The sequence below is a fragment of the Fulvivirga ligni genome, from assembly GCF_021389935.1.
Taxonomy (GTDB): domain Bacteria; phylum Bacteroidota; class Bacteroidia; order Cytophagales; family Cyclobacteriaceae; genus Fulvivirga; species Fulvivirga ligni.
Map to the genome: position 1 here is coordinate 1,136,054 of NZ_CP089979.1, position 24,578 is coordinate 1,160,631.

Here is a 24,578-nt window from a genome sequence, read left to right on the forward strand (position 1 = left end):
ACGGTGCCCACTCCTTCTCATCTTTTATTAATTTAGCTTTACGATTAACCAAAATGTTATGATGAGAAAATTATTACTGGCCTTCAGTGCGCTGCTCCTGGTAAGCACTGCTTTTGCTCAGAAAGAAATTACCATTGCCGATATTTATCAAAAAGGAACCTTCTCGCAAAGAAGTGTTTACGGCATTAACTGGATGAACGATGGCCGCTACTACAGCGCCCAGGAAGGTAATGACATCGTAAAATATGATGTAACTACCGGAAATAAAGTGTCTACCATTCTTAATGGAAATGACTTAAGCCCATCTATCAACTTTAGAGGCTATACTTTTAGTGATGCTATGGATAAAATCCTTCTAATGACTGAGAGGGAGAGCATCTACAGAAGATCATATAAAGCAGAGTTTTATGTATATGATATGAATTCTAAGGAGCTGGTAAAGCTTTCTAAAAACGGAAAGCAGTCATACGCTACTTTCTCTCCTGACGGTAGTAAGGTAGCCTTTGCCAGAGATAATAACTTGTTTTATGTGACACTCAGCGATATGAGCGAGGTGCAAATCACTAATGATGGCGAGTTTAACCACATCATTAACGGAAGCACTGACTGGGTTTATGAAGAAGAACTTTCATTTACCAGAGCTTTTGAATGGTCAGGAAACGGAAAAGAAATTTTCTTCCTTACTTTTGATGAGAGTGGCGTGAAAGAATACAATATGCAGGTTTGGCATAATGGCCAACTTTACCCTGAGGATTACCGCTTTAAATATCCTAAAGCAGGAGAAGATAACAGTAAAATTAAAGCTCAGATCTATCAGCTAGATAGCAAGAAGCTTACCCCTGTAAACCTTAAAGGCGCAGATGAAGAATTTTACATTGCCAGAATTAAGCACACCAAAGATCCGCAGACATTATCTCTCATCAGACTGAACAGATTACAAAATAAAATTGATCTGCTTCATTTAAACATGACTGACGGATCAGTAAAAGAAGTGCTATCAGAAAAGTATGACACCTATGTAGATATCGACTTTGTAGATGAGCTTACTTACTTACAGGATGGAAAGCGATTCATTTGGGCTAGTGAGAAAGATGGATTCAAGCACCTTTATTTATACTCTACTGATGGCAAACTGATCAACCAGATTACTAAAGGAGAGTGGGAAGCACTTTATATCGAAGGTGTGTCTGAAAAAGGCAAAAAAGCCACTGTTTATTATACTTCCAATGAAGGTTCACCACTAGAGAAATACTTCTACTCTATTGATATTTCAGGAAAAGGAAAGAAAAAACTCACCGAAGCAAAGGGTGTGCACAGCATCAATATGAGTAATGATGAAAAGTATTATATCGATTATTACTCAAATTCTACTACTCCACTTGTAGTTACTCTTTTTCAAACTAACGGTAACAAGAAAATTAAGGTATTAGAAGATAATGCCAAGCTGAAAGAAACTGTAGCTGAGTATCATCTTACCACTAAGGAGTTCTTTACTTATAAAACAGTAGATGGTACTGAACTTAATGGCTACCTATTAAAACCTGAAAGCTTCGATGCTAGTAAAGAACACCCTGTTTTAATTTTCCAGTATAGCGGCCCTGGTTCTCAAAATGTGTTCAATTCTTGGGATGGTGGCAACTACATTTGGCATGAAATGCTAACACAAAAAGGCTATATAGTAGCTGTGATCGATACCAGAGGTACTGGCGGTCGTGGTGCTGATTTCAAAAAGATCACTTACAAGCAGCTTGGGAAGTATGAGGTGCAAGATCACATAGAAGGTGCGAAATACCTTGGAAGCCTGCCTTACATAGATGCCGATAGAATCGGAATTTGGGGCTGGAGTTACGGTGGTTATATGAGTTCATTGGCCATACTTAAAGGTAACGATGTATTCAAAGCCGCTATAGCGGTAGCACCAGTAACTAACTGGAGATATTATGACACTATCTATACTGAGAGATACATGGATACTCCGCAAAACAATGCATCAGGTTATGATGATAATTCACCAACTACCTATGCAGATCGCCTGGAAGGTAATTTCTTACTTATCCATGGCACGGGTGATGACAATGTACATTTCCAGAATGCAGTGGCCCTGCAAAATGCATTAATCCGTAATGGAAAGCAGTTTGATTCATTCTATTATCCTGACAGAACTCACGGAATTTACAGAGATAATGCTCGTGTGCATTTATTCACTATGATGACTAACTGGATTACAGAAAATCTTTAATCAAATAATATGAAGAGGATGTATCAGAAATAAAGGTTCTGATACATCCTCTTCTTTTTTTCCCTATGGCAGATCTTTCCATATACTTTATTGCCATTATCCCTCCTGAACCAATAAAGGAGTATGCGCAAGAGTTGAAAGAGTATTTTGCTGCTAATTATAACTCTAAAGCTGCTCTTAAATCCCCGCCGCACATTACGCTACATATGCCTTTTAAATGGAAAGAAGAAAAAGAGCATAAACTCTTAGAAGCACTTGATCTAATACCGCCTCAAAATCAAGCATTTGAGCTGACTTTAGAAAATTTTGGAGCTTTTGAACCCCGAGTAATTTACATGGGAGTAGAAAAAAGTCCTGAATTAGTTTCCCTCTATAAAAGCATTAATGAAGTGATGAAGAAAGAGCTTCATATTTTTAATGCTGATTATAAAAATCGTGGCTACCATCCGCACCTTACGCTGGCTTTTAGAGATCTTAAAAAAGCGGTTTTCCCAGAGGCCTGGGAAGAGTTTAAAAATAGATCTTACCAAGAAAAATTTATGGTAGAAGGCTTTCATTTGCTGAAACACAACGGCAAAAACTGGGATGAATACAAAAAAATATCGCTTTCTTAAAAGTATTGTTACTCTCTGATAATCAGACCGAAACGTATTTATTTTTTATAAAAGTTCAGCTTTAATTCTTATTCTATTCATAGCTATTTCTATATTAGTACAATAGTCATGTTTACAAGTTGATTTTTAAAATCATTAAGGGCAAATAATATTGGAGCCAGGAGACAAGGAGATACTAGAAGGTCTAAAAGAAGGTAATGAAAAAGTGCTTACTTCTCTGTATAGAGATTACAGAGGAGAATTTCTTCATTGGAGCTATAAGAACCTTAGCTTGTCAGAAGATGAGGCGGCTGATGTTTTTCAGGATGCCGTTGTCACCTTTTACTATAATGCTAAGAGTGGAAAAGTAACTGAACTACAAAGCTCTGCGAAAACCTACCTTTTTGCGATCGGTAAAAATCTGGCTCTAAAGAAACTAAAACGTGACTCGCGAATGGTAACAACTGATCACACCATCCAAGGGGGCCAGGAGCAAAAGTATGAACGAGATATTTTTGAAGCTTCTGAAAGACAAAAAATAGTGGCCGATATGATTAAGAGTATGGGCGAACCATGTAAGTCTATTCTCAGAATGTTTTACTTTGACCGGTATACTATGGATTCTATTGCCTCCCGTCTGGACTACAAGAATGAACATGTAGTAAAGTCTCAAAAGCTACGATGCTTTAACCAGCTAAAGAAAATGATTACTGAAAGATTTGACGTGGAGGACCTATGAGCATGGAGAAGAACTATAATGACCAAATCGATCAGTATCTCAGAGGCGAACTTTCGTCTGAGGATGAAAGCGCTTTTTTAGCAGAGGTAAACTCATCAGCAGAGCTAAAATCTGAACTTGAATTAGCTCAGGATATTCAAAAAGGGATAGAGTTAGATGCTCTTTATTCGGCCAAATCTTTATTGGCAGCTGAAGAGGTAAAACTAAAAAAGCCTGAGGCTCCATCATCATCGTCTAACAACTGGTGGTGGAAGGCTGCAGCTTCTCTTGTGTTAATCTGTAGTGTGCTATATTTCTTTTTAGGACAGTCAGCAGATATGCAGGAGCTTTACAGCCAGAGCTACTCCCCATATCCTAACATAGTTAATCCTGTTAATCGCTCGTCATCAGATCAGCCTAAAGATTGGCCTGAAGCTTATGAAGCCAAAAAATATGCACAGGTAATAAATGTGTTAGATGAAAAGCTAAAAGCTGACCCTGATAGCGACGTATACCTATTCTACCTGGCACAATCGCACCTGGCGCTGGGCAGTGCTGATGAGGCCATCACACATCTGGAGAAAATAAAGAGCGATTCTAAATTTTATGAGCCCGCTCAATGGTACGTGGCACTCTCATATTTAAAGCAAGATAACTCTGATAAAGCAGAAGAGAAGTTAAATCAGATAAAGGACTCTGATAGTGCCTATGCTATGAGGGCAGAGAAATTGCTGAATTCGCTTTAAATTGGTGTGTTATCGTTATGAGGTCATATCAGCTAATTTTATGTTCATTAATTTTATTTATCAACTGTACCGAAGCTGATAAAAAGAAACCCCGAACTAAGGAAATTGAAGCTGAACAAGAGAAACTAGAGCCGGGCAATAACAAAATATCAGCGCTAAAATCCCCGGATAATAATTTATTGACCGACTCCATTGCTGAATTATATTCTGGCTTCTGGTTGAATGAGGATTTTTTGCAGCAAGTTGAGCAAAATAAATCAATATATAGATCAACGGAATTCCAGGGCGTACTCTTCGGATTTACGCTGGATAAGAAAGACCTGTTAACCGGAAAAGCTGGAATCAATGGCTTTACTGTTCATGAGGGAGGCTTAGGAGCTCCCATAGCCTGGCATGATAAACTACATTGTTTTACAACCTCGGGTGAGGTTGATGAACAAAGTAGTTTACCGAAAGCTATGGACCTCATATTGTCAGAAACGAATCAGATTGAATTTCAATTCGAGACTGGTGATTCATACTTCTACAGAAAAGTAGAGAGCGAAATTACCGAATTGCGCAAAATTCTATTTGCCGGATCATATACTGATATTAAAGATTATAATTACCTGTTTCAAGAGGACGGCAGGATTTCAGGGTTTAATAACTTCTCCAAATATTCGGTGTTGTATGATTTCGGTGAAGGGCTATACTTTGATACGATCATATTAACGAATGATCAAAACAACGAAGAATTGCTTTATCACTATAGGATTTCAAATGACACACTTAGATTATATGAAATTACTGGTGAGCTTCCTCAATATGCCATTGGTGAGTTGAAGTTTGAATTAGTGAAGGAATAATTTTTCAAATTCCACTACTTAAAACTTAAATTCGTTTATATAAATAATAAGCTACCCATAGACAATAGTTACCTTTCTTAAGTAGTGTGTTTACAAGTTAATTTTTAATGGAATGAAGGCCAAAACTCACCAAGAGGAGTTCATCATTCTTTTAAAAATTAACCTATAATGAAAAAACAGATTTTTACCCTTTTTGTAATTCTCGCTGCCTTTACCTTCATCAATCAAGAGGCGAAAGCGCAAATAAGAGCAGGTGCACAGCTCGTGTATGGTACTGAGGCCGAATCTCCTGGTCTTGGATTAAATGGAGAATACCAGTTTACTGAGAGCTGGGCTGCCAGCGTAAGTTTTAATTACTTTTTCCCAAGAGACCTTGGCTACTATGACCTTAAATGGTTTGAAGTAAACTTGAATGCTCAGTATCATTTTGATGTGGAAACCGTAAAGCCATACGCTCTGGCTGGGCTTAACATTACTACCATATCTCTGCCATATAATTACTATGATGTATACGGATCTAATAGTTCAAATACAGAGATTGGTCTTAACCTGGGTGCAGGAGCTAATATTGATTTGGGTAGTAAATTTATGCCTTTTGCAGAGCTTAGATATGTAATCAGCGATGCTGACCAGCTGGTGTTGGGGGCAGGTGTTAAATATATTATTAAAGAATAATAGTTAGAATGTACTGCCTCAGGTATCACTCCAAGCCAATTATTTATTCGTAAGCCTGGGGCAGATTTTCTAAAACTTTAGTTCATCAATTTTTCTCTGCGGTGTAAGCTTCATGCTGCTGATATCTTCTCCTATTTCTACATGCACTAGGTTTACCTGATCATCATAAACTTCAGTAAGCACATCGTTAAATATTCTTATAGAGCTCAAGGTCTTAACACCGTCTAGCTCCATGTAAGTATAAATAGCATCATTCTCTACTTCGTGGCCCAGATATTTGGGTAGGGCACTTTTACCATTTACCGTTACCTTAAAGTGCTTTTTCATATAAGCCGCAACAAGCTCATCGGTAGTTTTGCCTACATCAGGGTTGTTGATATCTAAATATGGCTTGTTAAATGACTGGCGGAATGATTTTTCCAGGTCGTCAATAAAAATATGATGAGTAAATTCTAAGGAATGATCCTTTTGGTTAAAATTTATCTCACAAACACTCACATGCATTGGGTGTACCCACGAAGATCCTACAAACACAACCACTAACATTAAATACTTCAGCATTGATATAAATGTTTTATCTATTTCTAACAAATATAGCCTAAACTTGGCCCTTTAATTAAAGCATTATGTCTCAATTTCAAATATATTTTGAATTTGGTCTAGATCATATCCTTGATATTGAAGCCTACGATCATATTTCATTTATTATTGCACTCTGTGCTATTTATCTACTGGAAGATTGGAAAAAAGTATTGGTTTTGGTAACAGCCTTTACTATTGGTCATTCTATCACACTAGCACTTTCTACATTAGAAATACTCAATTTTGATCCACCAATAATTGAATTCCTTATTACTCTAACTATATTTTTAACCGCTTTGAGTAATATTTTGAAAAAGGAAAGAAGTCTATCTCAAAGGAAAATTCAAGTCAATTACTTATTAGCTCTGTTTTTTGGCCTGATACATGGCTTGGCATATTCCTATTCCCTTAAAAGTCTTCTTGGAAGTAGCAGAAATATAGTATCACAGTTATTTGCCTTTAATATAGGCCTGGAGGTCGGTCAAATAATTGTGGTTGCCATTTTCCTGCTAATTACTTTTATATTCGTAGATCTCATAGGTGTGAATAAAAGAGATTGGCGAATAGTCATTTCATCAGCAGTGGCTGGAGTCGCATTAAAATTAATGTTCGAAACAAAATTTTGGTAATTAAATAAATAAGAATGAGGAAACTAACACTTGGCTTAATCGCCCTTTTTGCCTGTCAGTTATCTTTTGCACAAGATAAACCTTGGCAAGGTAAATTTGAGCAGCTCGGCACCGAGCTTCCTACCCCTAATGAGTACAGAACAGGTTCTGGAGCTCCAGGTAGCGAATATTGGCAACAGCAGGCTAACTATGAAATAGAAGTAGAGCTTAATGACAATAACCAGAGTATTGCAGGTAAGGAAAAAATTACCTATATCAATAACTCACCTGACAATCTTTCTTACCTATGGGTGCAGTTAGATCAGAATGTGAGAGAGAAAGAAACTAACACTCAAAAGATCAGCACTTCTGCAATTAGAGATTCTATCCCGGCAAAATTTGCAGCTTCTTTAGTAGAGTCTGATTATGACGGTGGTTTCAAAATCAAATCAGTAAAAGATAATTCTGGTAAAGATTTGAAACATGTTATCAACAAAACCATGATGAGAGTGGATCTTCCGGCTAATCTAAAGTCTGGCGAATCTTACACTTTCAATATTGAGTGGAGCTATAACATCAATGACAGAATGGAAGATGGTGGAAGAAGTGGTCTTGAGTACTTCCCTAAAGATGATAACTATCTTTACACTATCGCTCAGTTCTACCCTAGAATGGCTGTTTATGACGACTATGAAGGATGGCAAAACAAGCAGTTTTTAGGTAGAGGTGAGTTTGCACTTGTATTTGGAAACTTTGATGTGAAAATCACTGTACCTTCAGATCACATTGTAGCTTCTACAGGTACACTTCAGAACCCTAAAGATGTACTTACAAAAGATCAGATTAGCCGTTTTGAAAAAGCTAAAAAGTCTTTTGATGCACCGGTAATTATTGCAACTCAAGCTGAAGCTGAAGCAAGAGAAAAATCTAAGTCAACTAAAAAATCTACATGGTACTACCATGCTGATAATGTAAGAGACTTTGCTTTTGCTACTTCAAGAAAATTCATCTGGGATGCTCAGGCTGTGAAAATCGGAGATAAAACTCCTTTGGCTATGTCTTACTACCCTAAAGAAGGAAATCCTCTTTGGGAGAAAGAATCTACTAAAGCTGTAAAAAACACTTTAGAAACTTACTCTAAGTACACTATTGATTATCCTTACTCTAAGGCTATATCTGTACACGCTGCATCTATCGGTATGGAATATCCAATGATTTGCTTCAACTTCGGTAGACCAAATCCTGATGGAACCTATAGCGATCAATTAAAATATAGAATGATCGGTGTTATTATTCACGAAGTAGGTCATAACTTCTTCCCAATGATCATCAACTCTGATGAGCGTCAGTGGACTTGGATGGATGAAGGTTTAAATACTTTTGTGCAGTACAGAACAGAGCAAGAGAAATATGATGATTTCCCTTCAAGAAGAGGACCTGCAAAAGACATCGTAAGATACATGAAGGGAGATACTAAATTTATTCGTCCTATCATGACTAACTCTGAGCAGATCGTTCAGTTTGGAAACAACGCTTACGCTAAGCCTGCTACAGCTTTAAATATTCTTAGAGAAACCGTAATGGGTCCTGAATTATTTGATGCTGCATTTAAAGAATATGCTACGAGATGGGCATTTAAACACCCTAAACCTGCTGATTTCTTTAGAACAATGGAAGATGCCTCAGCATTTGACCTAGACTGGTTCTGGAGAGGATGGTTCTATTCTGTAGATCACGTAGATATGTCAATAGATGAGGTGAAGTGGTTCAAAATGAGATCTGAAGAAGATAATATTGAGAACAAAGGTAAGAAAGTGAAAAAAGGAGACCTTACAGCTAAAAATGAAGAGTCTTCTACTATGGATTTCAGCAACGGACCTGAGCCATTCTCATTAATCGAAACTGATTCAAGATACTATGGTGAATTCCAAAATCAGATAGATGATAAGGCGGTAATTGCCAAGTTTGCTGATAAGAACTTCTACCAGGTGAAATTCCAGAACAAAGGCGGATTAGTAATGCCTATCATTGTTCAGTTTACATTCAAAGACGGAAGCAAAACTATAGAGAAAATACCTGCTGAAATCTGGAGAATGAACGAGGAATCAGCCACTAAGGTGTTCTCTTTCGATAAAGAAGTTACTGACATTGTGTTAGATCCTAACTTGGAAACTGCAGATACTAATGTAGATGATAACATGTTCCCAAGAACTGAGAGCCCATCTAAATTTGATGAGTTTAAAGACAAGGAATAAATCTTAAAAAAATAACTATGAAAAAAGGGTGATCTAGAATTCTAGATCACCCTTTTTTCATTTATAAAGCTTTATTCTTATTCCATTTCCAAATCCACCTTCTCCACTTTGCCATACCCGAAAATATCTTCAAGGCTTAGTTCTTCTACTTCACCATAATTTTTAAGGTCTTCAAAATTGATTTTGTCTTTATTACCAATAAGAACGGTAACGTAAGATTGATTTTTAACATATTCATCATGGAATTTCTTGAGATCATCAAAAGTCATGTTCTGAACTTTATTGTACACATCTTTTCTAATGTCATAGTCCAGGTCTAATCTTTTTGCGTTCTCATAATTCCATAATATACTAGATTTGGTAATCCTTTCACTTTCAATTTTTGATAGTATGGCCTTTTTAGCCACTTCAAAATCACCAGCAGATTGGGGCATGTTATCCAGCAGGTTATTAATAGCCGCCATGGCTTCAGATTGCTTATCAGCCTGAGTACCTACATAAGCCAGAAGCACATCATCTTTATCAGACTTAGATGGAGTAGAGTAACTAGAGAAAACCGAATATGCTAAACCTTCAGCCTCTCTAATCTCCTGGAATACCAGTGCCCCAAAATATTCGTTAAAAGCTCTCACCTCTGGAGCTATGCTTTTGTCATATTGGTTTCCTTTGGCTAACATGATGAACTCGGTCTGTACCATGTCATAGTTAGTCCAGTAAACCTTTGGCTTTTCAGTAGATGCTTGGGCAAATTCTACTGGCTCAGGGAGCGGAGTTAGTTTTTCAGGCACCTTATGACCTTCATTAATTACTTTCTTAACGTCATCTATGGATCTTGGTCCATAATACAAAATGCTATGTTCCATTGTGGTGAGGTCATTTATCTTCTTGGTCAGATCAGAAGCTTGCAAAGCTTGGAGCTCGGCATTAGATAATACATTGGTAAATGAAGATTCTGCCCCGTATTGACCATAACTCATAAGTCCGCTGAATAAAATGGTTGACTTATTCTTCTTGGCATCCTCTCTGGCTTTAAGCTCTCTTTTAATGAACTCATCCAGAGCTTCTTGGTCTGGTTTTGCATGATGAAGCAGATCCTCGAATAGGGCAAGTGACTTCTCCATATTCTCATCAAGTCCGCTTAAGGTAATGTAGGTTCTATCTCCGGAAGCATATACATTCATGCTACAACCTATTTTATAGAATTCCTTCTTAAACTCTTCTGCGTTTAATGAATCTGTGCCTAGAAACTCTAAGTATTCTACGGCCACTTTCATCGCAGGATCATTATCGCTACCTATATCTAGCAGTAAAATGAGGTTGAAGAGCTCATTTTCTTTATTTTCAATAGAGAGTATTTCTATACCGGTTTTAGTCTTCGTTTTGGCTATATCTTTCTCATAGTCAACAAATACCGGCTTCAACTGCGGACTCTTTTTTTCTTCCAGCTTTTTGTAAAAATCTGACTGAGCATCTCTGTTTACAGGTACCTTGGTAATAAATGGCTTATCAACATGCTGTTTATTAGGGTCTTCACCGTTGTGCTTGTAAACTACTACATAGTTGTTTTTATAATTTTGCTTTACAAACTCCATTACTTGTTCCTTAGTAATGGCCTCTATTTTATCCATCAGAGCAATGTGCTCTTCCCAGGGAATACCGTTTGTAAATGCCATTACCATATCGTTAGCTCTGCTCCAGTTATTTTCTAACTCTTGCATTTTGCCTTTTTTCATGTCAGTAACCACTGCATCTATGAGCCAATCATCAAACTCTCCCTTCTTTATCAACTCTATCTGATCAAGGATTAACTGCTGCACTTCTTCCAGCGTTTGTCCGTCTTTTGGTTCACCATAAAAAGTATGAAGAGAATAATCATTCATGTTATCTACATAGCTGCCGGCGTTAAGTACTTTTTGCTGCTGCTTCAAATTAAGATCTATTAATCCTGCTTCAGAATTGCTCAGCATCATATCTACCAATGTTACCATGGCATAATTAGGATCACTTGTGCCACCAAATCTGAACGCTAAAGAGACATTATCAGCATCCGGCCCGAAAACCTCAGCTACTCTTGGTTCTGTAATAGGTTTCTCCTCAATCTTCTCTAATGGCTTTAATTCTTTGTTAGGCTCCCAATTACCAAAATACTTGTCTACTATTTTAATAGTTTCAGTCGGATCAATATCACCACTGATACAAATGGCCATATTATTAGGTCTGTAGTAGGTGTTAAAATATTTTTTTATCTCCGTAATGGAAGGATTTTTCAAATGATCTATTGTGCCTATTACTGTTTGGGTGCCGTAAGGGTGTTCTTGAAAAGCCAACTCATACATAGCCTCATAGGCCTTCCATCCGTCATTATCTAAAGAGCGGTTTTTCTCCTCGTATACAGCCTCAAGCTCAGTGTGAAACAGTCGGTTAACTATTTTTCTGAATCTCGAACCTTCTATTTCCAGGAATTTATCCATTTCATTTGATGGGATATCTACAGTATACACCGTGCGGTCATTAGTCGTGTAGGCATTTAGACCCTTGCCACCTATGGCTGATATCATTTTATCATACTCATTCGGTATGGCGAATTTGGCAGCCTCCCCAGAAACAAGATCAATTTGCTTATAGTAATCTTTGCGCTCCTGATCATCCGTGAGCTTAGCATAGGTGTTGAACATAGATTCAACACTATCAAGAAGAGGTTCTTCTTTTTCATAATCTAGTGTACCAAATGCTTCCGTTCCTTTGAACATCATATGTTCCAGGTAGTGAGCAAGACCAGTGTTGCTTGCAGGATCATTTTTGCCACCTGCCTTAACAGGCATAAATACATGTGCTCGTGGTGCATCTTTATAAACACTTAAATAAACCTTTAGTCCATTGTCTAAAGTATAAATCCTGGTGTTAGAAGGATCTGAGGTTACGTACTCGTAGGCATAGCCGCCTTCTTCTCCTGTTTTTGTAGCATACTTAGGCTCATTCTCCTCTTTGGAAGGATTACATGAAATAAGTATGCTGAAGAGCATTAAAAACAAAATATTAAAAGGTTGTCTCATAAGTAAGTTGGTTAATGTGAAATAAATTTATGGAAATATTATTGAAAAATATAAATTCAATCATAAATCGTAACATCCTCGCATTCTTACCTTTCACCATTGCTATTTACCCATAAACATGAAACGCTTAATCTGGTGTAATTCCATACCATTTGCCATGAAAAATATATAGTTTTGTTTAGTGCTATCTCGTGCAGATAGCAAATGCTTTTTTAACCACACTTAATGATATGAGAAGATTATTTTTATTAATGCTATTTGCTTCCGTAACCTGGAGCGCCGCACAGGCACAGGAAGGATGGGGGCAAAAATTTGAGCAGTTAGGTCAGCAATTACCTACTCCTAACGCTTACAGAACCGGATCAGGAGCTCCCGGTGTTAAATACTGGCAGCAACAGGCCGACTACAAGATAGATGTTGCCATTGATGATAAAACTCAAGTGCTTACAGGTTCTGAAACTATAAAGTACCATAATAACTCACCTGATGTACTTACCTACCTTTGGGTACAGTTAGATCAAAATGTGAGAGCTAAAGGTAATTTAGATGATGCCACTAGCACAGGAACGGTAAGAGATTCAGTCCCTACAAAATTCTTTGAATCTTCTATGGGTACAGATGCTTCTGGTTATGAAGGTGGTTATAAAATTAAGTCTGTTAAAGACGAAAGTGGCAAGGCCCTACCTCACACCATCAACAGAACGATGATGCGTGTAGACCTTCCTTCTCCACTTAAGTCTGGTGAGTCATTTACTTTCTCTATTGACTGGTCTTACAATATTTATGACAGAATGAGAATAGGAGGCCGCGGTGGTTACGAGTACTTCCCTGAAGATGATAACTATGCCTACACTTGCGCACAGTGGTTTCCAAGAATGGCTGTCTATGATGACTATGAAGGATGGCAAAACAAGCAGTTCATCGGTAGAGGTGAGTTTGCTTTAGCTTTCGGAGACTATGAAGTAAATATTACAGTGCCTGAAGACCATATCGTGGCAGCTACAGGGGTACTTCAAAACCCTAAGCAGGTACTTACTAAAACTCAGCAAGAAAGATTTGAGAAAGCTAAAAAATCTTATGATAAGCCTGTATTTATCGTAACTGAAGATGAGGCTAAAGAAAAAGAAAAGAAAAAGGCATCTAAAACCAGCACATGGTCATTCAAAGCTGATAATGTGAGGGATTTTGCTTTTGCTTCTTCAAGAAAATATATCTGGGATGCTCAAGCTGTAAAACTTCCTACTGCTACTCCATTGGCTATGTCTTTCTATCCTAAAGAAGGAAATCCATTATGGGCTGATGAGTCAACAAAGGCGATTAAAAACACGCTTGAGATTTACTCTGAGCGTACATTCGACTACCCTTATCCAGTTGCTATCTCAGTAAATGCTGCCAACCAAGGTATGGAGTATCCAATGATTTGCTTCAACTATGGCCGTCCAAGAAATGGAGAAATATCTGAAAGACTGATTGATGGTACCGTGAGTGTAATCGTGCACGAAGTGGGTCACAACTACTTCCCTATGATTGTAAACTCTGATGAGCGCCAGTGGACATGGATGGATGAAGGTTTGAACACTTTCCTTGAAAAAGAAACTAAAAGGGTGAGATACCCAGAATTGGATTTAGTTTGGGGAACTCCTAAAGGCGTAATTCGCTATATGAAAGGTGATACTAAATATATCACTCCTATCATGACTAACTCTGAGCAAGTGAAGCAGTTTGGTTATAACGCATATGGAAAACCTTCTGCAGCGCTTACAGTACTAAGAGAAGTAGTAATGGGACCTGAGCTTTTCGACGCTGCTTTTAAAGAATACTCTAACAGATGGATGTTTAAGCACCCTAAGCCAGCAGATTTCTTCAGAACAATGGAAGATGCCTCAGCTGTTGACCTTGATTGGTTCTGGAGAGGATGGTTCTATTCAGTGGATCATGTAGATGTGAACCTGGCTGAAGTGAAATGGTTCAAAATGAGAAGTGAATCAGATAATATCGAGAATAAAGGTAAGTCAGTAGCCACTGGTGATCTTCAGTCTGGTGAAAAAGAAGCTGCTATGGATTTCAGCAGTGGTCCAGAGCCTTTCTCATTAATAGAGACAGATGCCAGATATTATGGAGAATTTCAAAACCAGATAGATGATAAAGCTGTGATGGCCAAATTTGCGGATAAGAACTTCTATCAAATCAAATTTGAAAACCAGGGTGGACTTGTTACTCCTTTGGTAGTGCAGTTTACCTTCAAAGATGGTTCTAAAACCACAGAAACTATTCCTGCAGAAATCTGGAGAATGAATGAAAAAGAAGTAACTAAAGTTTTCGCTTTTGAAAAAGAAGTTACTGACATTACTATAGATCCTGAAGAAAAAACAGGTGATACTAACCTTGAGGATAACGTATTCCCAAGAGTAGAAAAAGTTTCGAAGTTTGATGAGTTCAAATCAAAGATTGATAAAAACGCAAAAGTAGATGCTAGTGGCAAATGGTCGTTCTCTATGACCACACCTGACGGCAACACTACTACAGGTACTTTGAACTTAAAAGGTAAGAAAAACAAATATTCTGGAAACTTAGTAACTGAAAGTGGAAATAAGCTTGACCTTACATCTGTATCATTAGAAGGAAATGTTCTAAAATTCTCTTTCAAATATGAAGGAATGGATGGTTCATCTGAGGTTATAATTATCAAAGATGAATTCAACGGAACTTTAACACTTAGCTCTATGGGTACATTTGATGTTACTGGTAAGAGATAAGACTTCTTGAAGAATCAGTAAAAGCCTTCCCGAGAAAACGGGAAGGCTTTTTTATTTAAATATGGCAACCCCGCAAATTGCATTACTAATTTTGGCTTCTTTGAGAATTTAAAATGTGATTATGAAAATTGCAATGTAGAGAAGTTCTATAGCGAGAAATTCTTAATAAAACTACCCTATCTCTCTCCATTTAAAGTTTACTGTTTAAACAGATACTTTAACATCATTTTTGCAAAATAATATACCTTGTCAAGATTTTAATCCGAAATAACATTTTGTTTTTAAGATTGGGTGTCTTAATTTGGCATTTTGGTGCCCCAAACTGGGGTATGGTATTATAACTAAATTAACCTTAAACAACTAATTATGAGGAAACTATTACTATTTATGAGTTTTTTCATGTTCTCATTGGTTTCATGGGCACAAGAAAAGACTGTTTCTGGTAAGGTTACATCTGCAGAAGATGGATCTGGATTACCAGGGGTTAACGTGATCCTTAAAGGTACATCTACAGGAACGGTTACTGACATTAGCGGTAACTATTCAGTAAACGTACCTTCTAATACCAGCGTACTAGTATTTTCTTTTGTGGGTTTAACTACAGAAGAGGTAGAAGTTGGTTCTAGGACTACTGTTGATGTACAAATGGCAAATGATGTTCAGCAGCTTTCTGAAGTTGTTGTTACAGCCTTGAACATCGAAAGAGATGAGAGAACATTGACTTATGCAGCACAGGAGGTAAGTGCTGAGAAGTTAAACGTAACTCAGGCTGTTGATGTGCAGAATGCTCTTGCAGGTAAAGTATCTGGTGTTCAGATTAATGGACAAGCAGGTTCAAAACTTGGTTCTTATGGAAAAATCAGACTAAGAGGAGCAATCTCTCTTACGGATGATAATGGCCCTCTTTATATTGTAGATGGTGTTCCTGTTCCAGATGCTAATGATGTAGACATGAACAACGTTGCATCAATGAACGTTTTGAAAGGACCAAACGCAACTGCTCTTTATGGACAAAGAGCCAGTGCAGGTGTGATAGTAATCACTACTAAAGGTGGATCAAAAAATGTGGCTGTTGAAGTATTCAGCTCTACAGTTTTTGATAAAGTTGCATACTTGCCTAAGTATCAAAATCAGTATGGACAAGGATATGGACAAAACGCTTTTGGAACATTTGATTTTTCATCAAGAGATTACCCTGCAGAATGGGAAGTTTTTGATGGTGAAAGATACATTGTAGGTTCTAACAACTATGCTGATGAGAGCTGGGGACCAAAGTTTGACGGACAGACTTATGTGCCATGGTATGCTTGGTGGCCAGATAGCCCTTATTTTGGTGAAACTGCTAAATATGAGGCTCAACCTGATAACATTAAAGACTTTTACCAAACAGGTGTACTAGCGAAAAATACTATTGCTTTGAGTGGTGGTGGTGATAAATTTAGTTCTCGCTTATCATATACTAACGTTAATCAAAAGGGTATTACACCTTATACGCAGTTAAATAAGCATTATATTACTGCTAATATGAATTATCAGGCATCTGAGAAATTATCTTTGAAGAGTAACATTAGGTTTACAACTTATGAGACAAAAGGTAATTATGATGATGGATACGGTAACCAGACTTCTGGATCATTTAACTCTTGGTTCAACCGTCAGGTTGATATGACTAAGCTTGAAGAGCTAAAAGATTTAACTACATATAATGGATACTCAGCTTCTTGGAACTGGTGGGGACCAGATACATACACAGCTGGTGGAGGTTATGAAAAAGCAGCTTTCTGGTTTAATCCATATACTTTTATGGATCAGTATGACCAGTCTAGAGTAAATACTAACTATGCAGGTTCATTAGCAGCCACATATGACTTTAATGATCACTTAGCATTAGATGTTACTGGATCTAGAACTCAAACTAATTATAGATATGAGTATACTACATGCCATTCTTCTTATCTAATTCAGCAGCTCCTGAGTTATATAACTCTTGGTCTAACTCATTTGGTAATTACGAAAGAACAGAAATTGAAAATAACTTTAGTGGAGCATTAAGATACACTAACCGTTTTGGTGAGTTTGATGTTTCTGGGTTTATTGGTGGAAATATTAGATATAACAGCTACCATAGATTCGTAGAGCAAATGCCTACAGATGCTAAAACAGGTGGTCTAATTATCCCTGATGTATATCAATTCTCTAACGCTGGAATAGTTCCTACTCCTTCTACTTATGATTATGAGAAGCAAGTAAACAGTTTATATGGTAACTTCTCTATTGGTTATCGTGACTTCATCTACTTAGATGGTAGTGTTAGAAATGACTGGAGTTCTGCACTTCCTGCTAGTAACAATGGATATATGTATCCTTCAGTGGGAGCAAGTTTTATTTTCTCAGAATTACTTGATAGCGATTTCATAAGCTACGGTAAGTTAAGAGGAGGTTGGGCTCAAGTAGGTAGTGATGTTGACGCTATATTGATCAACCAGGTTTACAGAACAGATGCTCAGCCATTTAATGGTTCTAACGTTATCATGTATAACCCAACTAGAGCGGTAAGCCCTACTATTGAACCAGCGAAAAATACTTCAATCGAGACAGGTTTTGATTTAAGAATGTTAGATAGCCGTATTGGTTTGAACTTTACTTACTACAGAGAAACTCGTAAGAATGATATCATCCCGGTAAGTGTTTCTCAGGCATCAGGTTATTATGATTACTTAACTAATGCAGGTGAGACTATGAGACGTGGAGTTGAGATCTCATTAGATGCTGATGTTATCAAATCTACTTCAGGTTTCAACTGGAATGTAACAGTTAACTTTGCTAAAAATAAGACTACTATTGAGGCATTACCTGATAACTTAACTTCAATTGTTGCTCCAGGTGGTACAGGTTCTTTCGGTTTCGTGTCTATGTATCATGAACTTGGAAATGAGTGGGGACAATTAAGAGGTATTGGTTATGCTACTGATGATAATGGAAACAAAATCATTGATCCTGCAACTGGTCTTTATGAGGTAGAGACTAACCAGTTCATGGGTACAGTACTTCCTGACTTCACAGGTGGTATATTCACTACTTTGAGCTATAAAGGTGTAAGATTAGCTGCTAACTTTGATTTCCAAAAAGGTGGTAAATTCTTCTCATTATCAGAGCAATGGGGTAGCTATTCAGGTCTACTTGAAGAAACTGCTGCAACTAATGATAGAGGATCTAATATTAGAGATGATGTATCTGAAGGTGGTGGTGTAAGAGTTACTGGTGTTACTGCTTCTGGTGAAGAATTTGATGAGTATGTGGATGCACAAGCTTATTATGCTCAGTTCATAGACAGTGGTTTGGCTAGTCCTTTTGTGCATAATGCTAGCTATTTCAAATTAAGAGAGGTTAGTCTTTCTTATGACTTTGGAAAGCTTCTTAATGTAGGTTTCATTAAAGGTGCTCAATTGAGTTTAATTGGTAGAAACTTGGCTTTGATCGCTGTTTCTAAAGATAATACTCACAGATGGGATCCTTCTGAACTTTCTCAAACTTATGGAGAGAACGGTCAGTTGCCAGGTACTAGAAGCTATGGTGTTAATTTAAAACTTACTTTTTAATTGAAACACAATATGAAATACTTAAAATATATATTAGTAATAGTACTTCTCTCTCAATCAATAGTATCGTGTGATACTGTAGATTTTGGAGATACTAACCAAAATGTAAATGGTCCAAGTGAGCCATATCCTGCTGGATTATTAGGTGGAGCCATTATGGGATTCTCTACTCTAACAGGTCGTTCAGGTATCACAAGACCTACATTATATGTTCAATATCAGAGTCAAGTGACTTATACTACTGAAATGCTATACGGTCAAACTCCGGATTCATGGTATACCTATTACATTGACATTCTGAATCCGTTGAATACAGTTATAGAATATGTAGGTAATGAGGAAAACCAAAATTCTTTATTACTAAGCCAAGGTTCTCCAGAGAATCAAATTGGTGTTGCAATGATCTTTAGATCAATTGTAATGAAGCGTGTAACTGATACTTGGGGTGATGTACCATTCAGTTCTGCATTAGAGGGAACAGGTAATCTTACTCCTGCTTATGATTCTCAAGAGTCAATTTATCAAGCTATAATTGCAGATTTAAAGGCTGGACGTGATATGCTCGATGCTAGCGCAACTTTACCAACTGGAGATATTATCTATTCAGGTGATGTTGATATGTGGAAAAAGCTTGCTAACTCAGTGTTACTGCAAACTACATTACAACTTTCTAAGGTTTATCCTTCTAATAGTGGATTTGCAGCGACTGAGTTTAACTTAGCTCTAAATGATGCTAATGGATTAATTGATGAAGTTTCTGAAGAAGCTTGGTTCAAATATGAAGATGCTTCAGGTTTCACAAACCCTTGGAATGGTAACAGAACTCCTGACTACTTCCTGTCAGAAGAGTTTACTGATGCTTTACATGGTGAAGATGATCTTAATCCAACTTCGAACACTACATATGATAGCCGTTTAGAGGTTTATGCTGATGATGCTACATTAGATGGTGTTGCTTATGGATATGACGATGGAGCAGGAGATGGAAAAGCGTCAATGTCTGTTGATTATTTCTGGAACAACGTTACACCATTACCTTTGATGACTGCGTCATACACATATCTAAACAGAGCTGAAGCTGCTAATTTAGGTTGGACTTCAGAGAGTGCAGAGGATATGTTAACTGAAGGTATAGAAAAGTCATTCGAATCTTTACAATATCTTACTGAGATTGCTAATGGTTTGAATGGTGCTGAAGTAAAAGAAATAGCTGCTGATGGTTCTGCTTACGCTGCAGCTAGAATAGCTGATGCGGCTACTGCAGATGATGGACTTGCTCAAATCATTGGTGAAGAGAAGTGGGTTTCTTTATTCGCTCAAGGTTTTGATGCTTGGTCTGAATGGAGAAGAACAGGATATCCTGATTTAACTCCAGCAACTGATGCTGTTACTAGTGGTGGTATCACAAGAAGGTACATGTATCCTTCTGAAGAGGCTGGCTTAAATGGAGTAAATTACTCTGCTGCTATTAATGGCCTTAGTCCTAGCGAGGATGATGGTAAGGCCCGTGTATGGTGGGATCAGTAAACACTGATTATAGATAATATTAAAAAAGCCAGACTTACATAGTCTGGCTTTTTGTTTTATAGGTTTCGTCCTGAAATAAGATGACATAAACCAGACTTATAATGAAACAGGACAAAAAGAATTGTGAACAAGCCAAAAATCGTATACAATGTGATTATACCTAAGGCTTTAAATTATCAGGAGTAGATTTAGTAGAAAAGGGCGATCTGACCTATATGTAAGTACAAGGCCGTGATGGATCCAAGGAAGTAGTACGGTTTTAATCTGTTGAAGAAAGCATGTACAATCAGATAGGAGTTGATCTTATGTCCATTTTAAATAGATGCTAAATTCAGATGAAACTCAGGATCAAAAAAATCAAGCGTTTGGAAAAAGAACTTGCAGATGAAAAAGCGAGAAATCTAGGTTTAAATAGAATGATCGATATATCAGACAAAGAGTTTAGAATAGCGATCAGAAAAGGCACTTGCCCGGACAGCAAGGGAACTCCAGCAAGAAAGCTAAGTTTAGCTATGCTGCCGCTTTTTCGGGGTAGGCCGTCAAACTAATTAAAACTTTTGAAGAATTAGCGCGCTATTTAAGTGGATCTATGAACACCTACAATAACATAAGATCTCATTTGAGTTACTTAATAACTTTTCAAATAAAATAGTTAGAAACAGTCTGGTTAAAACAAACTAAAATACTTCAACTGATTCAAAAAGATCATAACCACCCCCGGATAAACAGCTATAGTAAAAGCGATACCAAAAAGTCCGCCCCACAGGTGGGCATCATGGTTTATGTTGTCTCCACCTCTTTTGCCCATGTAAATGGAGTAGATAATGTATAGTGCGGCCCAAACTATGGCAGGTAGTGCCAGGAAGGATATGCCATAGGGTGCTAGGGGCATGTTAGGATCAAACAGGATAAAGCTGAATAGTATTGAGGATACACCGCCTGATGCGCCCAATGCATTGTAGTAGGCGTGTTCTTTATGTTTGAAATAGGTAGGCATGTCAGACATAATTATGCCTAATATGTACATGGCTACAAACACAATTATTCCGGCAGAACCAAAAATGTCTACGAATTCTCTTTCCACCTGTTCTCCAAACATCCAGAGTACAATCATATTAAAAATGAGGTGCATGAGGTCATTGTGGATAAAGCCGCTGGTGATAAACCTGTAGTACTGTTTGTACTTGTTCACACTGTAGGGATTAAATATCCACTTATTCATGATATTGCTATTGTTCCACGCGTAGTAGGAGAGAATAGCAGTGATGATTACTAATATGATTGTTGCTGACATAGAAAAAGAAAGGCTGTCATTAGACAGCCTTATTTAGTTTAATATTGAATGCAATTTATACGTGTATAGCTCTGTTTTCAGTAGCTGCTAAGCAAGCTTCCTTAACGGCCTCCATGTAGGTAGGGTGAGCGTGTGACATTCTGGATACATCCTCAGCAGCAGCACGGTACTCCATGGCAGTTACACCTGCAGCGATCATATCAGCGGCTCTAGGGCCAGTAATATGAATGCCTAGTATCTCGTCTGTGTTCTTGTCTGCAAGTATCTTTACTTGCCCGTCAGTGTCCATACTAGCTCTTGCTCTACCTAAAGCTTTGAAAGGGAATGATCCCACTTTGTAAGCAGATCCTTTTTCTTTCAACTCTTCTTCGGTGTAACCTACTCCCGCTACTTCTGGCCAGGTATATACTACGCCAGGTATTAATCTGTAGTTAATGTGCGGCTTTTGCCCGGCAAATTGCTCAGCTACCATCACACCTTCTTCTTCTGCTTTATGGGCAAGCATAGCGCCTTTCACCACGTCACCGATAGCATAAATGTTATCTACATTGGTTTTTAGATGCTCATCAGTTTCTATTCGGCCTCTTTCATCAGTTTTAATGCCCACATTCTCAAGACCTAACCCTTCTGTGTATGGCTTTCTTCCAATAGCTACTAAGCAGTAATCACCTTTAATTTCAACTTCGTTACCCTTCTTATCCTCTGCTTTTACTATAACTTCTTTGCCTTTATTCTCCACAGAAGTTACTTTATGACTAGTCTTAAAGTCTATACCAAGTTGCTTCTTACTTGTTCTGGTAAGTTCTTTACTCATAGTACTGTCCATAGTAGGTATAATTCTGTCAAGATACTCTACCACAGTTACTTTGGATCCGATACGTGCGTAAACAGAACCAAGTTCCATACCGATAACTCCACCACCCATTACAATCAGATGCTTAGGAATTTCTTTTAATTCTAAAGCTTCAGTACTGCTAATAATTCTTTTCTTATCAATCTTAGCAAAGAGAAGATCTGCAGGCTTTGAACCAGTAGCAATAATCACTTTTTCAGTAGTGATCTGCTTAGCTTCACCTTCAGCAGGAGTTACTTTAATAGTGTTTTTATCTACGAAAGAACCTACACCATGAAGAACATCAATTTTGTTTTTGTTCATCAAGAAGTCTATTCCATCACAGGTTTGCTTCACTACATCAGCCTTTCTGCTAATCATTTGTTTTAGATTAGCTTTCGGCTCACTGATTTCAATACCGTGCTCTTTAAAATGATTAGCAGCGTTATGAAAATGCTCAGTAGAGTCTAATAAAGCTTTTGAGGGAATACAGCCTACATTCAGGCAAGTACCTCCCAGGGTGTTATATTTTTCAATTATGGCCGTTTTAAATCCTAGCTGAGCACTTCTGATTGCCGCTACGTATCCTCCGGGGCCAGAACCGATTACAGTAACATCGTAATCCATAATATTATGTTTTTATGAATCGGCACTGGGATGGTGCCGATTCTATATTTTAAAATTTATTAAGCGCTTATATACCAAGCATTAATCTTGCAGGGTCTTCCAATAGTTGCTTCACGCGAACAAGGAAGCTTACAGACTCTCTACCGTCAATGATTCGGTGATCATAAGACAGAGCTAAATACATCATTGGTCTAATTTCTACCTGTCCGTTAATAGCTACTGGTCTTTCTACTATATTATGCATTCCTAAAATCGCTGACTGAGGAGCGTTAATAATAGGAGTAGACATCATAGAGCCAAATACACCACCGTTAGTGATGGTGAAAGTACCGCCACTCATCTCATCAATAGAAAGTTTACCATCACGAGCTCTTGTAGCTAGTCTAATAATCTCGCTTTCAATGCCTTGGAAATTCATTGACTCTGCGTTTCTTATTACCGGCACCACCAATCCTTTAGGGGTGGAAACAGCCACAGAAACATCACAGTAATCATGATAGATGATTTCATTACCATCTATAGAAGCATTTACCGCTGGCCATTCTTGTAGGGCCTGGCAGCAAGCTTTTGTGAAGAATGACATAAAGCCTAAGCCTACACCATACTTCTCTTTAAACTGATCCTTATATTTCTTACGAAGATCCATGATAGGCTTCATGTCTACCTCGTTAAAGGTAGTAAGCATAGCCGTCTCATTTTTCACAGAAACTAATCTCTTAGCGATGGTTTTTCTAAGGTTAGACATTTTTTCTTTTCTGTCTTCCCTTGAAATACCGCCAGCATAAGATGGTCCACTTGGAGCCTCGCTTGCTTTTTCTGCTTTGGGAGCTTCCTTTTTAGCAGTTTTTTGTGCTGCTTCAGCATCCTCTTTAGTGATTCTTCCGTCAACTCCAGTACCTTTCACATCTTTAGGATCAATTCCTTTTTCAGCGAGAATTTTGGCTGCCGCTGGAGATGCATGACCTGTGGCGTAAGTATCTTTATCGCTTGAAGAAGCAGCCTTTTCAGTGGCAGCACCACTTGAGGCTGGAGCACTTGCAGCTGGTTTACCACCTTCCATTACCTCTATCTTACAGATTAACGCGCCAATTTCAAGAGTATCACCCTCTTGTGCTTCTATTCTAAGTATTCCGTTTGCCTCAGCAGGAAGTTCGAAAGTAGCTTTGTCAGACTCTATCTCTGCGATAGTTTCATCCATTTCTATAAAATCACCATCTTCTTTTAACCAAGATGCCAACGTTACTTCAGTGATAGATTCACCTAATTCTGTTACGTGCATTTCCTTCACTTCACCTGTTTTCTTGGCTTCGGAAGAACCTGAATCACTTGATGGTGCAGCACTCTCCGTTTTACTTTCTTCGGCAGAAGATGAACCTTGTTTGGCATCAGTATCAATTTCAGCGATAACTGCGCCTACTTCTACGGTTTCTCCTTCTTCTACTTTTATTCGTAATATACCTGAAGCTTCTGCAGGAAATTCCTGGGTAGCCTTATCAGTTTCTATTTCCGCAATGATTTCGTCTTGCTCCACATAGTCACCGTCACTTTTTAGCCAAGAGCCAATAGTAACTTCAGTTATAGATTCTCCTACTTCAGGAATTTTTATCTCTAAACTCATGGGGTTATTTT

Annotated in this window: 18 protein-coding genes; 13 read left to right on the forward strand and 5 right to left on the reverse strand. The window is 37.8% G+C overall.

The features are described 5' to 3' along the window. The first annotated feature begins 58 nt into the window (after positions 1-58). From LVD16_RS05065 to LVD16_RS05090, 6 genes are all read left to right on the forward strand, one after another. Positions 59-2,239, forward strand: coding sequence for a S9 family peptidase (locus LVD16_RS05065; protein WP_306309384.1), 2,181 nt, complete (start codon positions 59-61; stop codon positions 2,237-2,239). A 65-nt stretch (positions 2,240-2,304) separates the two neighbouring features. After that, a complete protein-coding gene (gene thpR, locus LVD16_RS05070; RefSeq protein WP_255697843.1) occupies positions 2,305-2,853 on the forward strand; it encodes an RNA 2',3'-cyclic phosphodiesterase in 549 nt (182 codons plus the stop codon). Positions 2,854-3,004: 151 nt separating this feature from the next. Further along, positions 3,005-3,571 carry an RNA polymerase sigma factor gene (locus LVD16_RS05075; RefSeq protein ID WP_233772714.1) on the forward strand — a complete coding sequence of 189 codons (567 nt, stop codon included), beginning with the start codon at positions 3,005-3,007 and terminating at the stop codon, positions 3,569-3,571. A 2-nt stretch (positions 3,572-3,573) separates the two neighbouring features. Further along, positions 3,574-4,296, forward strand: a complete 723-nt coding sequence (locus tag LVD16_RS05080) for a tetratricopeptide repeat protein (RefSeq protein WP_233772716.1) — start codon at positions 3,574-3,576, stop codon at positions 4,294-4,296. Positions 4,297-4,313: 17 nt separating this feature from the next. After that, a complete protein-coding gene (locus tag LVD16_RS05085) occupies positions 4,314-5,141 on the forward strand; it encodes a hypothetical protein (protein WP_233772718.1) in 828 nt (275 codons plus the stop codon). A 168-nt stretch (positions 5,142-5,309) separates the two neighbouring features. Next, positions 5,310-5,816: an outer membrane beta-barrel protein gene (locus LVD16_RS05090; RefSeq protein ID WP_233772720.1), complete on the forward strand. Its 507-nt coding sequence runs from the start codon at positions 5,310-5,312 to the stop codon at positions 5,814-5,816. A 69-nt stretch (positions 5,817-5,885) separates the two neighbouring features. Here LVD16_RS05090 and LVD16_RS05095 read toward each other — a convergent pair whose 3' ends face one another. Then, positions 5,886-6,377, reverse strand: a complete 492-nt coding sequence (locus LVD16_RS05095; protein ID WP_233772722.1) for a DUF6702 family protein — start codon at positions 6,375-6,377, stop codon at positions 5,886-5,888. Between the two features lie 65 nt (positions 6,378-6,442). On the opposite strand from LVD16_RS05095, the gene LVD16_RS05100 reads away from it, so the two are divergent. Further along, positions 6,443-7,027: a HupE/UreJ family protein gene (locus LVD16_RS05100; RefSeq protein WP_233772724.1), complete on the forward strand. Its 585-nt coding sequence runs from the start codon at positions 6,443-6,445 to the stop codon at positions 7,025-7,027. Positions 7,028-7,041: 14 nt separating this feature from the next. Continuing rightward, positions 7,042-9,261, forward strand: a complete 2,220-nt coding sequence (locus LVD16_RS05105; protein ID WP_233772726.1) for a M1 family metallopeptidase — start codon at positions 7,042-7,044, stop codon at positions 9,259-9,261. Between the two features lie 77 nt (positions 9,262-9,338). On the opposite strand, the gene LVD16_RS05110 is transcribed toward LVD16_RS05105, so the two are convergent. Next, a complete protein-coding gene (locus LVD16_RS05110; protein WP_233772728.1) occupies positions 9,339-12,314 on the reverse strand; it encodes a M16 family metallopeptidase in 2,976 nt (991 codons plus the stop codon). A 230-nt stretch (positions 12,315-12,544) separates the two neighbouring features. On the opposite strand from LVD16_RS05110, the gene LVD16_RS05115 reads away from it, so the two are divergent. The 5 genes from LVD16_RS05115 (at position 12,545) to LVD16_RS05135 (ending at position 20,744) form a co-directional block, all read left to right on the forward strand. Beyond that, positions 12,545-15,070 carry a M1 family metallopeptidase gene (locus tag LVD16_RS05115; protein ID WP_233772730.1) on the forward strand — a complete coding sequence of 842 codons (2,526 nt, stop codon included), beginning with the start codon at positions 12,545-12,547 and terminating at the stop codon, positions 15,068-15,070. A gap of 366 nt (positions 15,071-15,436) precedes the next feature. Continuing rightward, the gene (locus tag LVD16_RS05120) at positions 15,437-17,122 is read left to right on the forward strand and encodes a carboxypeptidase-like regulatory domain-containing protein (protein WP_233772732.1); all 1,686 of its coding nucleotides are present in this window, start codon (positions 15,437-15,439) and stop codon (positions 17,120-17,122) included. Beyond that, positions 17,011-18,669, forward strand: a complete 1,659-nt coding sequence (locus LVD16_RS05125) for a SusC/RagA family TonB-linked outer membrane protein (RefSeq protein ID WP_233772735.1) — start codon at positions 17,011-17,013, stop codon at positions 18,667-18,669. Before LVD16_RS05120 ends, LVD16_RS05125 begins: the two co-directional genes overlap by 112 nt. A gap of 12 nt (positions 18,670-18,681) precedes the next feature. Then, entirely contained in the window at positions 18,682-20,196 is a 1,515-nt protein-coding gene (locus LVD16_RS05130) for a SusD/RagB family nutrient-binding outer membrane lipoprotein (RefSeq protein ID WP_233772737.1), read from the forward strand. A gap of 335 nt (positions 20,197-20,531) precedes the next feature. Next, positions 20,532-20,744 (forward strand): hypothetical protein, encoded by a 213-nt coding sequence (locus tag LVD16_RS05135; RefSeq protein WP_233772738.1) that lies wholly within the window; start codon positions 20,532-20,534, stop codon positions 20,742-20,744. A 119-nt stretch (positions 20,745-20,863) separates the two neighbouring features. Here LVD16_RS05135 and LVD16_RS05140 read toward each other — a convergent pair whose 3' ends face one another. The 3 genes from LVD16_RS05140 to odhB form a co-directional block, all read right to left on the reverse strand. Beyond that, positions 20,864-21,490, reverse strand: coding sequence for a rhomboid family intramembrane serine protease (locus LVD16_RS05140; protein WP_233772740.1), 627 nt, complete (start codon positions 21,488-21,490; stop codon positions 20,864-20,866). A 55-nt stretch (positions 21,491-21,545) separates the two neighbouring features. Further along, on the reverse strand, positions 21,546-22,949 hold the full coding sequence (gene lpdA, locus LVD16_RS05145; protein ID WP_233772742.1) for a dihydrolipoyl dehydrogenase: 1,404 nt from the start codon (positions 22,947-22,949) through the stop codon (positions 21,546-21,548). 67 nt (positions 22,950-23,016) lie between these two features. After that, positions 23,017-24,567 (reverse strand): 2-oxoglutarate dehydrogenase complex dihydrolipoyllysine-residue succinyltransferase, encoded by a 1,551-nt coding sequence (gene odhB, locus LVD16_RS05150; protein ID WP_233772744.1) that lies wholly within the window; start codon positions 24,565-24,567, stop codon positions 23,017-23,019. Positions 24,568-24,578 lie beyond the last annotated feature (11 nt).